Genomic DNA, 15,011 nt, shown 5'->3' with positions numbered 1-15,011 from the left:
GACGGTGCGGCAACGACGACGACCGAGACATCCGCTCCAACGCAACCCGATCGGCGTCGGAGACCTTCAACGCAGCAGCAACCATCACCGGCATACTGCCACCATAACCCACCTTGCTATTTCAACGACGCACCACTAGGGTGCCGGCGTGCTGACCGCTAGCGGGCTGTCTCGCAGCTTCGGAAGCCGGACGCTGTTCCACGACGTCGCCCTGACCCTCGATCCGGGCCGGCGCGTCGCGCTCGTGGGCGGCAACGGCGTCGGCAAGACGACCCTGCTCGAGATCGTGGTCGGCCTCGCCGAACCGGACACCGGCGAGGTGCACCGACCCAAGGGCACGACCGTCGGGTACCTCCCCCAGGAGCCCGAGACCGACCGCGACGGCACGGTTCTCGAAGCCGTGCTCGCGGGTGCCGGGGAGATCGCCGATCTCGCCCATCTCCTCGGCGAACTCGAGGCAGCGATGGCCACCGGGGCCGACGAGAAGACCATCGCCGCGTACGGCGAGGCCCAGAGCCGATTCTCCCAACTCGGCGGCTACGCGCTCGAGGCCGAGGCGCACAGCGTCCTGTCTGGGCTCGGCTTCCGGCCGGGCGACGCGGACCGGCCGGTTCGACAGCTCTCCGGTGGCTGGCGGATGCGCGTGGAGCTCGCCCGGTTACTGCTCGCGAACCCGGACCTCCTCGTGCTCGACGAGCCGACCAACCACCTCGACGTCGACAGCGTCGCGTGGCTCGAGGAGTACCTGACCGCCTGGGGTGGGGCCCTGCTGTTCGTGAGCCACGACCGCGACTTCATCGACACGGTCGCCGGCCACATCATCGAGATCGCCGGTGGCCGGGCGGCCACCTACGTGGGCGGCTTCGCGGAGTTCGTCGTCGCCCGCGAGGAGCGCATCGCCCAGGCCGAGGCGGCGGCCGCGCAACAGCGCCGCCAGGTCGCCGACGTCGAACGGTTCATCGAGCGCTTCCGCTACAAGGCGTCCAAGGCCCGCCAGGTGCAGAGCCGGTTGAAGACCCTCGAGAAGCTGGCCGCGGTGGAGGTGCCGACCCGAGAGGAACTCAAGGCCCGATTCGCGTTCCCCGAACCGCAGCGGTCCTCACGGGTGATCGCCGAGCTCGAGGGCGTGGCTGTCGGGTACGACGACGAGACCATCCTGTCGGGGGTCGATCTGCACATCGAGCGCGGCGAGAAGCTGGCGTTCGTCGGACCGAACGGCGCAGGCAAGTCGACACTCGTGAAGCTGCTGACCGGAGAGCTCGAAGCGAGCGGGGGCTCGATCCAGCACGGCGCCAACGTGGACACCGCCGTCTTCCACCAGCAACAGGCCGAGGTCCTCGACCTCTCCCGGACCGTCTACGAGGAGTTCAAGACGTCGATCGGCCGTGCGCTCGACGGTAAGAACCTGCGGACGCTGCTCGGTTCGTTCGGCTTCTCGGGCGACGCCGGCGACCGCCTCGTCGGCGACCTCTCCGGCGGGGAACGGACCCGACTGGCACTGGCGAAGATCATGGCGCTGCCGGTGAACCTCCTCGTGCTCGACGAGCCGACCAACCACCTGGACCTGCCGAGCTGCGACCTCCTCGAGGATGCGTTGTCGGCGTATCCGGGGACGGTCGTACTGGTCACCCACGACCGCCACCTGATCCGTAACGTCGCGGACGCGCTGGTGGTGATCCGCGACGGGCGGGCGACCCGCCACGAGGGCGTCGACGAGACTCTCCTGCACCCGCCTTCACCGTCGTCGGGCAGGTCGGCGCCGACGAAACCACAGGCGAAGGCGAAGCCGGGCTCGGGCGCCCCCTCCCCGCAGCGAACGGCGCCGAACAAGCGTGAACAGGCCGAGGCCCGCAACGCCCGACACCGCGCCACCGAACCGGTGCGACGCCGACTCCAGAAGCTGGAGAGGGAGTGGGAATCGGCCGAGGCCTCCGTGGTGGAACTTCAGGGCCAACTGGCCGACCCGGCCGTGTACGAGGACGCCGACCGGCTACGGGACCTCACGACACGCCACGACGAAGCCCGCGACCGCGCGGCCGACCTGATGAGCCGCTGGGAGGACGCGGCCGCCGAGTTGGCCCGCGTGGAGGCGGAGCACGCCTGAGCGCGTGGTGTTCAACCTCGCGCGGAGCCGTCAGCCACCGGCCGCCGCAGCGCTGCTCGTTCGGCCTCGCAGACCTCACGTGCCGCACAGCCCGGCAGGTGGTCGTTCACCATGCCCATCGCCTGCATGAACGCGTAGACGGTCGTCGGCCCGACGAAACGCCAGCCGCGCGTCTTCAGCGCCCTGCTCAACGTCTCTGAGGCCGGCGTCGTCGACGGGATCGGAGAGTCGCCGACGGCGTCGAAGTCCGTCGGATCCGAGGGCTCGAAGGACCACAGGTGGGCGGCGAGCGAACCGAACTCGTCGATCGCCTCGAGAGCTCGGGCCGCGTTGGAAATGGTCGCCTCGATCTTGCCGCGGTGCCGGATGATTCCCGCGTCGCCGAGGAGTCGTTCCACGTCGGACTCGCCGAAGCGGGCCACCGCCGCCGGGTCGAAGTGCTCGAAGACCTCCCGGAACCGGTCCCGCTTGCGCAGGATCGTGATCCAGGCGAGACCCGCCTGAAATCCCTCGAGGCAGATCTTCTCGAAGAGACGCCGGTCGTCGGTGACGGGCCGCCCCCATTCGGTGTCGTGGTAGTCGAGGTACAGATGGTCGATCCTGTCCGGATCGTCGCCCACCGCCCACCAGCAGCGAAGCCGGGCGTCGGGCCCCTCACGTAGCCACCTGTCGACCGCCACGGCCGAGACGTTAGCCGGCTGCCCGCCTCCCGCCGTCACGACTTTGCGATCCCGTTACGAGGCGATGTCAACCCACCGACCCGCGCAGCTTCGCCCCGTCTGCCCCTCTACGGTCGCTCCCAGTGCGAACGGCGGGATGCGCTCACTGGACGCAGCGCCGGAGGGGGGAGACGGACCACCGGTCGGGTCGGGACGCCCGACCTGACCGGGGGACCGTCGCCTAGGCTCACCACCATGGCGATCATCCGCAGCCCTCTCCCCGACGTCGAGATCCCCGATCTCCCCATTACGTCCTACGTGTTCGAACACGCTGCCGACTTCGCCGAACGCACGGTGGCTGTCGACGGCCCCACCGGACGGTCCTACAGCTACGCCGATGCTCTCGGCGCGACACAACTCTTCGCAGGAGGGCTCGCCGCCACCGGCTTCGGCCCGGGTCAGACGCTCGCGATCATGTCGCCGAACATCCCTGAGTTCGTCGTCGCGATGCACGGCGCTCTCATGGCCGGCGGAACAGTCACGACCGTCAACCCGACCTACAGGGCCGAGGAGGTCGCATTCCAACTGCGCGACGCCGGCGCCCGCCGGATCGTGACGATCGGCCTGTTCGTCGACGTGGCGCGCGAGGCCGGCGAGACGAGCGGCCTGGACGAGATCATCGTCATCGGTGACCCGGTCGAGGGCACGACGAACTTCTTCGATCTCCTCGGCCATCCGCCGCTCACCGAACATGTCGCCGTCGACACCGGGAGCGTGGCCGTCATGCCGTACTCCTCGGGGACGACCGGTTTCCCCAAGGGCGTCGAGCTCACACACCGCAACCTGGTGGCCAACATCGAACAGAGCATCCCCGTTTTCCCGCTGAATCGTGACCAGCGGGTGATGGCGGTCCTGCCGTTCTTCCACATCTACGGCCTGCAGGTCGTGATGAACGCCACGATGCGCGTGGGGGCGGAATTCGTCACCGTCCCCCGCTTCGATCTCGAGCAGTTCCTCGGAATCCTCCAGGACCAGAAGATCACACTCGCCTACCTGGTCCCCCCCATCATCCTCGCCCTGGCCAAGCACCCGCTTGTCGACGACTACGATCTCTCGTCGCTGGAACTCGTCACCTCCGGGGCGGCCCCGCTCGGCGCCGACATCGCCGAGGCCGTCCACAAGCGCCTCGGCGTGGACGTGATCCAGGGCTACGGGCTCACCGAGACGAGCCCGGTCACCCACGCCGGCCGCCTCGGCGTCCACAAGTTCGGGACGATCGGTCCGCCGGTCCCCAACACCGAGGTCCGCCTGGTGGACCCGGTGACCGGCGAGGACGCCGAAGACGGTGGCCGGGGTGAGGTCTGGATCCGTGGCCCCCAGGTGATGAAGGGGTACCTGAACCGACCCGACGCCACCACCGCCACCCTCGACGACGAGGGCTGGCTGCACACCGGCGACATCGGCGAGGTGGACGACGAGGGCGACTTCTCGATCGTCGACAGGCTCAAGGAGCTCATCAAGTACAAGGGCTTCCAGGTTCCGCCCGCCGAACTCGAAGCTCTGCTGCTGACACATCCCGACATCGTGGACGCGGCCGTGATCCCGATCCCCGACGACGAGGCGGGCGAGATCCCCAAGGCGTTCGTCGTCACGAAGCCGCAGACCTCCCCCACCCCCGAGTCGATCATGGCGTTCGTGGCGGAGCGGGTTGCCAGCTACAAGCAGATCCGGGCACTCGAGATGGTCGACGAGATCCCCAAGTCGGCGTCGGGCAAGATCCTGCGACGCGTCCTGCGGGACCGCGAACTCGACGCAGCCGGCTGATCCCCCGTGGCTGACCATCGGGTCCATACCGTCGACGTGCGCGTCCGTTTCTCCGAGATCGACGCCTACGGCCACGTCAACCACGCGGCCTACCTCCCGATGTTCGAGCACGGCCGCGTCGAGATGCTCGCCGAAGCCGGAGCGTCGCTGGCCGACATCAGGGCCGGCGGGCACCTGCTCATCGTCGCCGAGTTGACCACCCGTTATCTGGCCGCGGCCGAACTCGCCGACGAGTTGACGATCAGGACCTGGATCGGCCGACTCGCCCGCACGACCTGCGTCTTCGAACAGCACCTCGTGCGCGGCGACGACGTCATCGCCCGGCAGTCCACGAAGGGTGCCTTCTGTGACCTCGAGCTCGCGTTCCGGCGCATCACCCCGGAGATCGCCGAGGCGCTCGAACCCTGGGTGGCGCGATGAGCGAAGCCGGGACCGTCAACGTCTTCGACCTCGTCGGCGGCGAGGAGTTCTTCACCCGCCTGGTCGATCACTTCTACGCCGGGGTGACCGGGGACCCCCTCCTTCGACCGCTGTACCCGTCCGAGGACCTCGCCGGGGCGAACGAGCGTCTCCGCCTCTTCCTGATGCAGTACTGGGGCGGGCCGACGACCTACTCGGACACGCGGGGCCACCCACGTCTGCGGATGCGCCACGCCCCGTTCCCCGTGGGACCCGACACCCAGGCCGCGTGGCTCGGCCACATGAGCGCGGCGATCGAGGCGACGGGACCGCCGGAGCCGGCACGTCAGATGATGCTCGACTACTTCACGTCCGCCGTGGAGCACCTGCGCAACGTGCGCTAGAACGGACCCCGTGACCACAGACGACGCCGCCGACCTGAAGACGGCACTGCTGTCCGTCATCGAGAACAAGGGTCTCACGCGTCTCCCCGAACCGGTGAAGCTGGCATCGGGGGCGATGTCGAGCGAGTTCATCGACGGCAAGGTCGCCCTCGCCGAGTGGAGCGACCTCGAACTCGCATGTCGGGTGATGGTCGCCGAGGTGACCGCCGCCGGTATCGAGTTCGACGCGAGCGGCGGACTGACGATGGGGGCCGACGCACTGGCGGTCGGAGTCGCCGCGGTCGCCGGGTGCCGCTGGTTCTTCGTCCGCAAGGAGCCGAAGGGGCGGGGCACGAACCGCCTCGTCGAGGGGGCCCGGCTCGGTCCCGGCGACCGCACGCTGCTCGTCGAGGACGTCATCACGACCGGGGGGTCGATAATCAGAGCCCACGATGCGATCGTGGCGACGGGTGCGACCGTCGTGGCCGCGTCGACGGTGGTCGACCGGGGGGACGAGGCAGCCGAACGCTTCGCTGCGGTCGGGGTGCCCTACTTTCCTCTCATCGGTTACGCCGACCTCGGGATCGCCCCGATCGTCGGCGTGACATAGTCCGTGCTCCCCGTCGCGGCCCTGACCGCGCCGGTCCTCGCCGCCGCCGAGACCGACCTCCTGGCTGCCCGCTGGATGATGGCCCTGTCCCTGGGCTTCCACATCGTCCTCGCCTGCCTCGGCGTCGCGCTGCCCACGATCATCTGGATCGTGCACCGCCGCGGCCTTCGCAACGCCGACCACGACGCACTGCTGCTCGCCCGGCGCCTCGGCAAGGTCGCCGCAGTACTGTTCGCGGTCGGCGCGGTCTCCGGGACGGTCCTCTCGTTCCTCATGGGCCTGCTGTGGCCCGGGCTCATGGGTGATTTCGGGGACGTGATCGGACTCGCCTTCGCGTTCGAAGGCATCTTCTTCTTCCTCGAGGCCATCTTCCTGGGCATCTACCTCTACGGCTGGAAGGGACTGCCCGCCCGAATCCACCTGGCGACGCTGATACCCATCGGGTTGTCCGGGGTGTTCGGCACCCTGTGCATCCTGGCAGTCAACGGCTGGATGAACACACCCGCGGGCTTCGACATCGACACGTATCTGGCGACCGGGGAGGTGACCGACGTCGATCCGTGGGCCGCGTTCTTCAACGAGTCGCTGTGGCCCCAGTTCGCCCACATGCTCCCGGCCACATACGTGGTGGCCGGATTCGGGACGGCGTCGATCTTCGCGATCGGATGGCTGCGGGGACGACGGGACCGCCTCCACCGTCTCGGGATCGTCATCCCCCTGGTCGTCGGCTGCATCGCCATCCCCATCCAGGTGATCACCGGCGACATCGTCGCCCGCCACGTCGCCGACACCCAGCCTGCGAAGTTCGCCGCCATGGAGATCCACGAGGAGACGGGACCGGCGGGCCTCGCCCTGTTCGGCTTCGAGTCAGGTGGCGAGATCCGGGCCAAGGTGGAGATCCCCGGGCTCACGTCGCTCATCTTGGACTTCGATCCCGATGCCACCGTGACCGGACTCGACGCCATTCCCGACGACGAGACGCCACCCGTCAACGTCGTACGGTTCTCTTTCCAGCTCATGATCGGTCTGGGGGTCGCCATGCTCGCCGCGGCCGCCTGGGTCGGTTGGCGCTGGTGGCGGACGCGGGAGATCCCCCTCGGTGACGGCTTCGTCCGCTGGGTGGTCGTCGCGCTCGGCCCTGCCTCCGTGCTCGCTGTGTGGGCCGGATGGACGACGACCGAAGTCGGCCGCCAACCGTGGATCGCCAACGGGGTCCTACGCGTCTCCGACGCCGTCACCGACAACACCGTCGCCCCCTTCCTCGCGGGGCTCATCGTCGTGTACGTCGGACTCGGCGCATCGGCGTGGTTCGTCCTGCGACGCCTCGCCGCCCGCTGGAACGCCGGTGAAGAGGTCGCCACGCCCTACGGCCCGCGGCCCGCGGCCACACCTGCCGGCGATGTCGACACCTCACCCGCAGGTCGGGAGCGGGTCCGGTGAGCGAGCAGCTTCCCGAGATCGTCGTCTCGATCCTGTGGGCCGGCGTGCTCGCCTACGCGATCTTCGGTGGCGCCGACTTCGGCTCCGGCTTCTGGGACCTGACTGCGGGCGGCGACCGCGCCGGCGCCGCGCCCCGGGCGCGCATCGACAGGTCGATCGGACCGGTCTGGGAAGCCAACCACGTATGGCTGATCTTCGTGCTCGTCTTCTTGTGGACGGGCTTCCCGGAGCCCTTCGCCGCGATCGCCCGGACCCTGTACCTCCCGTTGATCGCCGCAGCGACCGGGATCGTGTTCCGAGGCGGTGCCTTCGCATTCCGCAAGTCGTCGACGACTCTCGGCGAAGCCCGGTTCTTCGGAGCACTCTTCGCGTCGTCCTCCGTCATCACGCCGCTGTTCCTGGGCGCCGCGGTGGGTGGCATCGCCTCGGGCCGGGTACCCCTCGAAGGCACCGGTCATCTCTGGACGAGCTGGATCAACCCCACCTCGGCACTCGGCGGTGTCCTCGCCGTCGGGACCTGCGCCTTCCTGGCCGCCGTGTTCCTCACACGTGACAGCGACCGCGACGGCGAGGCGGAACTGGCCGAGTGGTTCCGCCGCCGGGCGCTCGCCTCCGGGGTCGTCGTCGGCGCGGTGGCCCTCGTCGGCATCGCCGTCCTCGAGACCGACGCACCGACTCTGGCCGACACCCTGCTGGAGGGGCGTGGCCTGGTGCTCGTCTCGCTGTCAGCTCTGAGCGGCGGCGCAACCATGTGGGCCCTTGCACGCCGCTCCTTCACCGTCGCGCGTCTACCGGCGGTCGCAGCAGTGTCCACGATCATCATCGGCTGGGGCGTCGCGCAGTACCCGTGGGTGCTGGTCGACGAGATCGACATCGACGCAGCGGCCGCCTCGGACCCGACGCTGTGGGGACTGCTGATCGCGTTCGGCGGTGCCGCCGTGCTGGTCATCGCGCCGTTGGCCTGGATGCTGCGCCTCAGCGACACCGGGGCGCTCTCGGAGTCCGCCGACCGGCCCGACTCTTCCTCCGCGGTGCTCGAACGCCTGCGCTCCGAATCCACCCGGGGCTGACCCCACGCGGTCGCAGGGAACGGGTCAGCGCATGCGACGCGGACCGCGGTGGGGATCGACGTCGGTCGGGTCCTCGGGCCAGGCGTGCTTCGGGTAGCGCCCCGCCATGTCCTTACGGACCTCCGCCCACGAACCCGCCCAGAACCCCGCGATGTCACTCGTGATCTGAACCGGTCGGTCGGCCGGCGACAACAGATGCAGCGTCAGCGGCACCGCTCCGTCGGCGATGGTGGGTGTCTCGCTGGCGCCGAACATCTCCTGCACCCGGACCGCGACCGCCGGCGGATCGGCGTCGTAGTCGATCGCCACGTTGCGGCCGCTGGGCACTGCGACGGTCTCCGGCGCGAGTCGGTCGAGTTCGCGACGGTGGTGCCAGCCGATGAGGGTCATGAGGACCGTGGACAGGTCGACACGGCGCAGCCGTGCCCAGGTGGCCACACCGTCGAGGTGGGGGACCAGCCAGTCCTCGAGGCTGTCCAGCAGGGCCTGGTCGGAGAGATCCGGCCACTCCCCCACTCCGTGCCGTCGGCAGAACTGCGCGCGGGAGCGGATCCGACGGGACCGGTCCGTCCAGCCGAGGACGTCGAGGCCGTCTCGACGCACACGGGCGACGAGTTCGGCCGTCACCTCCGGCGACGGCTCGGGACGGCGTATCACCACGTCGAGCGCGATCTCGCCCAGTCGCCGCTCTACACGTTCGGTCAACTCGTCACGTCCGTCGTCCCACATGAGGATCGTGCGTTCGTCGATGCGGTCGCCGAAGTCGGCGAGAAGGTCATCGTGGTCGAGGCCGGCCGCGAGCCGGATGCGGGCATCACGGCGTTTGCCGTCCAGGTCCGCAGCGACGACGAACGCCTCGACGGCGAGAGGGTCGGACTCGGCGATCCACGCCCCGCCACCACCCACGGTGATGAACCGGCCGACGCCGGTGGGGCGCTTGGCCGCGACACGGTCCGGGTAGGCGAGGGCGAGGACGCGCCCGGTGTGGGTCGGATTCACGTGGTCGTCGGTCACCGCGGCCCGGCGTGCGAGGTCGGCCGCGCGGTCACGGGCCCGGTGCAGGGCACCGACGTCGAGCGCGCGATGGCGCCGACCCCGGTCGACGAGCAGACGTACGCGTTCGGTGAGGTCGACGGGGAGATCGTCGGGACGTCCCCGGAGGATGTCGCGGTCGTCGAGGAGCGCTGCGAGAAGACACGCCAGCGCACCGTCCCCGGACGGGACCGCGTCGAGGATCATGCGGGCAAGTCTCGGATGAACGCCGATCGCGGTCATCGCGTGGCCGAGTTCGCTCGGGCGTCCCTCCGTGTCGAGCGCACCCAGGTCGGTCAGTAGTTGGCGGGCCTCGTCGAGGGCACGGCCGGGGGGCGGATCGAGCAGCGCGAGCGTCGTCGGATCGGCGACACCCCAGGCCGCCGTCTCCAGGACGAAACCGCACAGGTCGACCTGGGTGATCTCCGGCGAGCGCCGCCGTGGGCGCGTCCCGTGCTCCATCTTCGACCACAGTCGGATGGCGACCCCCGGCCTGGTCCGCCCGGCGCGCCCCGCGCGTTGGTCGGCGGAGTCCCGGCTGGCGGCCACTGTCACGAGGCGGGTCATCCCGCTACGGGCATCGAACCGGGGCTCACGGGACAGCCCGGCATCGACGACGGCCGTCACACCTTCGACGGTGAGGCTGGTCTCGGCGATGTCGGTGGCGAGCACGACCTTACGTCGCCCCGCCGGACTGGGAGCGACGGCCGCGTCCTGTTCCGCCGCGCTGAGACCGCCGAACAGTGGCCGGACGTCGACGTCCGGAGGCAACTCCGAGAGAGCCTCGGCGCTGCGGCGGATCTCACCCGCGCCGGGCAGGAAGACGAGGACGTCCCCCTCCGACGCCAGTGCCTCGATGACCGCGCGGGCGACGGCGGGTTCGAGGTGGTCGCGTCGGCCCCGCGGCCGGTAGGTGATGTCGACGGGGTGGGTGCGTCCGGCGGCCTCGATCACCGGAACGGGTTCGCCACCACCGCCGACGAGAGCGGCGATCCCCGCCGTGTCGATGGTGGCGGACATGACGAGGAGCCGCAGATCAGGACGAAGCGACGCCCGCACGTCGAGAGCCAGAGCCAAACCGAGGTCGGCTACGAGGTTGCGTTCGTGGAACTCGTCGAAGATCACGGCGCCCACCCCCGACAGCTCGGGGTCGTTCTGGATGCGACGGGTCAGGATCCCCTCGGTGACCACCTCGATACGCGTGCGGGCCGACACCCGCCGGTCGTCGCGCGTGCGATAGCCGACGATCCCGCCGACCTCGTCGCCGAGCAGCGACGCCATCCGCGCCGCGGCCGCACGGGTGGCGATCCGGCGCGGTTCGAGCATCACGATGCGACGGTCGCCGAGCCACGGTTCCGCCAGCAGCCGGAGGGGCACAACGGTCGTCTTCCCGGCGCCGGGCTCGGCGGTGAGCACGGCCGAGCCCCGTGCGGCCAGAGCCGCGCGCAGTTCGCCGACGACGCTCTCTACCGGAAGGCCGGTGTCGGGCGGTCCGTCCGACGGGTCAGCCACCGGTTACCAGCGCCCGGCGTCGGGCTTCCAGCGCCGGCTCTTCTTCTTGTCCGATCGCTGCTTCTTCGCCTTCAGCCGTCGTTCCTTGGACCCCCGAGAGGGTCGGGTGGCACGCCGCTTCTTGCGGGGCCGCAGAGCTGTGCGCACATCATCGGCCAGGCGGTCGTACGCGGCCACACGGTTGCGCCACTGGGATCGTTCGTCGTCGGACACGACCCGGACGACCTCGCCGAGCGCGGCGACGAGCCGGTCGCGGTCCGACGCGCTGAGCACAGCGGACCCGGCGACGTCCCAGACCAGCTCCACCCGGGTGTTGGCCGTGTTCGCGTGCTGACCACCCGGACCGCCCGAACCGGAGAACCGCCACTCGAGCTCGGCCGCGGGAATGACCAGATGGCTCGACACCTGAAGGTCGCCGGTCGGATCAGACATGGCGGCGACCGTAGCGTCGGCGACCGGAGAGCACCCCGGCGGGGACCGCCGGCGGCGGTGGAACTAGGGTTGCCCGATGGCCATCAGGGGGATTCATCACGTCGCCATCGCCACCCGCGACATCGACCGGCTCGTCGCCTTCTACCGCGACGTGGTCGGCTTCACCGTCGTCGCCGAGGGGGGTTGGCCCCGGGGCAGCACCCTCATCGACGAGATCGTCGGACTCGAGAACTCGTCGTCACGCACGGCCATGCTGCGCGCCGCCAACACCCACATCGAGATCTTCGAGTACAGCGCCCCCGAACCCGGTCCGGGCGATCCGCACCGGCTCGTGCACGAGCCCGGTTACACCCACTTCTGTCTCGACGTCACCGACATCGATGCCGAGTACGAGCGGTTGCTGGCCGGCGGCATGACGTTCCACCGGCCGCCGCCGGCTCCCGGTGAACTCGGCCCCGGCCACCGGGCGACGTACGGGCGTGACCCGGACGGAAACGTGATCGAGCTCCAGGAGACCCTCGACCACTCTTCCCCCACCTACCTCGACCTGGACTGACGCGCCGGTGGCGGACACCGTCGTCTTCGTCCACGCCCACCCCGACGACGAGGCCATCTTCACCGGTGGGACGATGCTGCTCGCCTCCAGGGCGGGCGTGCGCGTCGTGCTCGTCGTCGCCACGAGCGGCGAACGGGGCGCCGCCACCGCTGAAGCCTCGGGCGCCGGGACCGCCACACTGGGCGAGCGGCGCCGCGCCGAGACCGCCGATGCCGCCGACCTCCTCGGCGTCGACACAGTGCGGTTCCTCCCCTTCGGTGACTCCGGGATGGCCGGCGACGGGCCCGCACCCGCCGGTTCGCTGTGCGCCGCGAGCCCGGCCGACGTCACGTCGACGCTGGCTGCGGTCCTGGCGGTCGAGAACCCGGTGGCCGTCGTCACCTATGACGACACGGGGATCTACGGACACCCGGATCACGTCGCGGTGCACCGCGCGAGCGTCGCGGCCGCGGCCACCGTCGGCATCGCCACGGTCTACGAGGCGACCGTGGATCGCGAGTACCTGCACTTCGTCGAGACCCACCTCGTCGTGGAGGCCGGTGTCGGCCCCCGCCCAGCCGACCTCGGTCTCGCGTCGACCTCGCTCGGCTCGCCGACGGTCATGATCGACGTGACCGTGGATGTCTCCGACGTGCTCGACGCCAAGCGGGCGGCGATGGCGGCCCACGAGTCACAGATACCGGAGACCTCCTCGGCGATGCAGCTCCCGACGGGCGACTTCGCCGCCGTCTACCGCTACGAGTGGTACCGCCGCACCGGTCCCGTCGGTCCGCTCGAGGCCCTTCCCCGGCTCTGAGGTAGCCGCAGCCGGTAGGGTTGGAGGACCAAACGCTCGTTTGATCCGGAGGTCCGAACCATGGCCGGTTCCGTCATCGTCGCAGGTGCCCGCACCCCTATCGGGAAGTTCCAGGGAGGCCTGTCGTCGGTCTCCGCCACAGACCTCGGCGGTGCCGCCATCGCCGGTGCACTCGCGAAAGCCGGCATCTCCGGTGATGACGTGGACTACGCGATCATGGGCCAGGTCATCCTGGCCGGGTCCGGCCAGGTCCCCGCCCGCCAGGCCGCCGTGGCCGGTGGTCTGCCGATGAGCGTTCCGTCGCACCTCGTGAACAAGGCATGTCTGTCGGGGCTCAACGCCATCCACCAGGCGGACCTGATGATCGCCGCGGGCGAGGCGGACATCGTCGTCGCCGGTGGCATGGAGAACATGACGCGCGCCCCCTACCTGCTGCTCGAGGGCCGCTCCGGATTCCGCTACGGCGACGGCACGGTCCACGACTCGATGCAGAAAGACGGACTGACCTGCGCTTTCGACATCTGCGCCATGGGTGAGAGCACGGAACGCTACGCGGCATCGAAGGACATCGCCCGCGGGCCCCAGGACGAGATCGCGGCGGCCTCACACGAGCGGGCCGCGGCCGCACAGAAGGACGGCCTCTTCGACGCCGAGATCGTCCCGTTCGAGATCCCCCAACGCAAGGGTGACCCGATCGTCATCTCCGAAGACGAGGGCATCCGGCCCGGCACCACCGCCGAGAAGCTCGGTGGTCTGCGCCCGGCGTTCGCCGAGTCGGGCAACATCACCGCCGGGAACGCGTCCCAGATCTCCGACGGCGGCGCCGCCGTCGTCGTGATGTCCAAGGCCAAGGCGGAAGAACTCGGGCTGGCGCCGCTGGCGGAGATCGTCAGCTTCGGTCAGGTCGCCGGCCCCAACACCTCACTTCTCAACCAGCCATCGCAGGCCGCGCTCGCCGCGCTCGCCAAGGCCGGCCTCGGTGTCGGCGACGTCGACCTGTTCGAGATCAACGAGGCGTTCGCCGCGGTCGCTCTCGCATCGATGGACGAGCTGGGTGTCTCGACCGACATCGTCAACGTCAACGGCGGCGCAATCGCACTGGGTCACCCCATCGGCGCATCGGGTACCCGCCTCGCTCTGCACGCGGCCCTCGAGCTCGGACGCCGTGGCGGCGGGCTCGCCATGGCCACCCTCTGCGGTGGCGGCGGTCAGGGCGACGCGATGCTGCTGAAGGTCTGAGCGGCTCCGCGTCGACGGGGAGGGACGTCATCGACGTCGTCATCGTCGGCGCGGGTCTCGCCGGACTGACCGCCGGACGGGAATTGGTCCGCGCCGGCGTGAACGTCCGCGTGCTCGACAAGGGGCGCGGGGTCGGCGGTCGCATGGCTACCCGTCGTCTGGGGGCGGCACGCGCTGACCACGGCGCCCAGTTCTTCACCGTGCGTACCGACGTGTTCCGGGCACTCGTCGACGAGGCTGCCGCCGACGGGGTCGTCGCCGAGTGGTGCCGGGGCTTCGAGGCCGATGACGGCCACGTGCGCTGGCGTGGCAGCGACGGCATGACCGATCTGGCGAAGTGGCTCGCCCGGGATCTCGACGTCACGGTCTCGCACACCGTGCGTGACCTTCGCGACGAACCGGCCGACGCGTACATCGTCACGGCTCCCGTGCCTCAGGCGCTGGCCCTGTTGGTGGCCAGCAGAATGGTGGCCTCGCCGGACCTCGACGATCGCCTTGCGACGATCCGCTACGAGCCGACGATCGCGCTGATGGTCGTCCCCGACGGCCCGACGGCGGTGCCTGCGCCCGGTGCGGTTCAACGTCCCGCCGACTCCGATCTGGCTTTCGTCGCGGACAACTCCGCGAAGGGGATATCGACCGAACCGGTTCTCACGCTGCACGCGACCGCGGCGGCGTCACGGCGCCTGTGGCGCAGCGACGACGAGACGGTGGTGGCCGAGATGTGGGCTGCCGCTGCGCCGTGGACGTCGGGCGCTGGGGTCAGCGGGTTCTCGATCCAACGGTGGCGCTACGCGGCACCGGTGACGCTGTGGCCCGAGGCCTGCGCCGTTCTCGACACCGACCCGCCGGTGATTCTCGCGGGCGACGCCTTCGGATCGGCACGCGTCGAGGGTGCCGTCTGCTCGGGTGCGGCGGCCGCAGCTGCGGTCCTCGCCCGCCCCCGCTGAGACTG

14 protein-coding genes are annotated in these 15,011 nt (G+C 70.1%); 11 read left to right on the top strand and 3 right to left on the bottom strand.

Annotated features, from left to right (window positions below; all coding sequences use genetic code 11):
• Nucleotides 1-148: 148 nt before the first annotated feature.
• On the top strand, nucleotides 149-2,104 hold the full coding sequence (locus tag RIE08_12210; protein MEQ8718364.1) for an ABC-F family ATP-binding cassette domain-containing protein: 1,956 nt from the start codon (nucleotides 149-151) through the stop codon (nucleotides 2,102-2,104).
• Between the two features lie 11 nt (nucleotides 2,105-2,115).
• On the opposite strand, the gene RIE08_12205 is transcribed toward RIE08_12210, so the two are convergent.
• Nucleotides 2,116-2,784: a DNA-3-methyladenine glycosylase I gene (locus tag RIE08_12205; GenBank protein MEQ8718363.1), complete on the bottom strand. Its 669-nt coding sequence runs from the start codon at nucleotides 2,782-2,784 to the stop codon at nucleotides 2,116-2,118.
• Between the two features lie 234 nt (nucleotides 2,785-3,018).
• Here RIE08_12205 and RIE08_12200 point away from each other — a divergent pair, with 234 nt between their 5' ends.
• The 6 genes from RIE08_12200 to RIE08_12175 are packed head-to-tail and all read left to right on the top strand — an operon-like array spanning nucleotide 3,019 to nucleotide 8,489.
• Nucleotides 3,019-4,587 carry an AMP-binding protein gene (locus RIE08_12200; GenBank protein ID MEQ8718362.1) on the top strand — a complete coding sequence of 523 codons (1,569 nt, stop codon included), beginning with the start codon at nucleotides 3,019-3,021 and terminating at the stop codon, nucleotides 4,585-4,587.
• Nucleotides 4,588-4,593: 6 nt separating this feature from the next.
• Nucleotides 4,594-5,007 (top strand): thioesterase family protein, encoded by a 414-nt coding sequence (locus RIE08_12195; GenBank protein MEQ8718361.1) that lies wholly within the window; start codon nucleotides 4,594-4,596, stop codon nucleotides 5,005-5,007.
• Nucleotides 5,004-5,390 carry a globin gene (locus RIE08_12190; protein MEQ8718360.1) on the top strand — a complete coding sequence of 129 codons (387 nt, stop codon included), beginning with the start codon at nucleotides 5,004-5,006 and terminating at the stop codon, nucleotides 5,388-5,390. The genes RIE08_12195 and RIE08_12190 overlap by 4 nt, the downstream gene beginning before the upstream one ends.
• Nucleotides 5,391-5,400: 10 nt before the next feature.
• Nucleotides 5,401-5,979 carry a phosphoribosyltransferase family protein gene (locus RIE08_12185; GenBank protein MEQ8718359.1) on the top strand — a complete coding sequence of 193 codons (579 nt, stop codon included), beginning with the start codon at nucleotides 5,401-5,403 and terminating at the stop codon, nucleotides 5,977-5,979.
• Between the two features lie 3 nt (nucleotides 5,980-5,982).
• Nucleotides 5,983-7,419 carry a cytochrome ubiquinol oxidase subunit I gene (locus RIE08_12180; protein MEQ8718358.1) on the top strand — a complete coding sequence of 479 codons (1,437 nt, stop codon included), beginning with the start codon at nucleotides 5,983-5,985 and terminating at the stop codon, nucleotides 7,417-7,419.
• Nucleotides 7,416-8,489, top strand: coding sequence for a cytochrome d ubiquinol oxidase subunit II (locus RIE08_12175; protein ID MEQ8718357.1), 1,074 nt, complete (start codon nucleotides 7,416-7,418; stop codon nucleotides 8,487-8,489). Before RIE08_12180 ends, RIE08_12175 begins: the two co-directional genes overlap by 4 nt.
• 24 nt (nucleotides 8,490-8,513) lie before the next feature.
• On the opposite strand, the gene hrpB is transcribed toward RIE08_12175, so the two are convergent.
• A complete protein-coding gene (gene hrpB / locus RIE08_12170; GenBank protein MEQ8718356.1) occupies nucleotides 8,514-11,033 on the bottom strand; it encodes an ATP-dependent helicase HrpB in 2,520 nt (839 codons plus the stop codon).
• Nucleotides 11,034-11,036: 3 nt separating this feature from the next.
• Complete coding sequence (arfB, locus tag RIE08_12165; GenBank protein ID MEQ8718355.1) at nucleotides 11,037-11,465, bottom strand: alternative ribosome rescue aminoacyl-tRNA hydrolase ArfB; 429 nt, start codon at nucleotides 11,463-11,465, stop codon at nucleotides 11,037-11,039.
• Between the two features lie 76 nt (nucleotides 11,466-11,541).
• Between arfB and RIE08_12160 the strand changes: the two genes are divergently transcribed.
• Genes RIE08_12160 through RIE08_12145 form a run of 4 tightly spaced genes read left to right on the top strand, consistent with a single transcriptional unit; the run spans nucleotide 11,542 to nucleotide 15,006 of the window.
• Nucleotides 11,542-12,021 carry a VOC family protein gene (locus tag RIE08_12160; protein ID MEQ8718354.1) on the top strand — a complete coding sequence of 160 codons (480 nt, stop codon included), beginning with the start codon at nucleotides 11,542-11,544 and terminating at the stop codon, nucleotides 12,019-12,021.
• Nucleotides 12,022-12,028: 7 nt separating this feature from the next.
• The gene (locus RIE08_12155; GenBank protein ID MEQ8718353.1) at nucleotides 12,029-12,817 is read left to right on the top strand and encodes a PIG-L deacetylase family protein; all 789 of its coding nucleotides are present in this window, start codon (nucleotides 12,029-12,031) and stop codon (nucleotides 12,815-12,817) included.
• Nucleotides 12,818-12,877: 60 nt separating this feature from the next.
• Nucleotides 12,878-14,056, top strand: a complete 1,179-nt coding sequence (locus tag RIE08_12150; GenBank protein ID MEQ8718352.1) for an acetyl-CoA C-acyltransferase — start codon at nucleotides 12,878-12,880, stop codon at nucleotides 14,054-14,056.
• The gene (locus RIE08_12145; GenBank protein MEQ8718351.1) at nucleotides 14,011-15,006 is read left to right on the top strand and encodes an FAD-dependent oxidoreductase; all 996 of its coding nucleotides are present in this window, start codon (nucleotides 14,011-14,013) and stop codon (nucleotides 15,004-15,006) included. Before RIE08_12150 ends, RIE08_12145 begins: the two co-directional genes overlap by 46 nt.
• Nucleotides 15,007-15,011: the final 5 nt, after the last annotated feature.

Source organism: Acidimicrobiales bacterium (assembly GCA_040219085.1).
Classification (GTDB): domain Bacteria; phylum Actinomycetota; class Acidimicrobiia; order Acidimicrobiales; family JAVJTC01; genus JAVJTC01.
The sequence above is the reverse complement of the archived record's forward strand: the minus strand, read 5'-3'. Positions and strand labels throughout refer to the sequence as shown.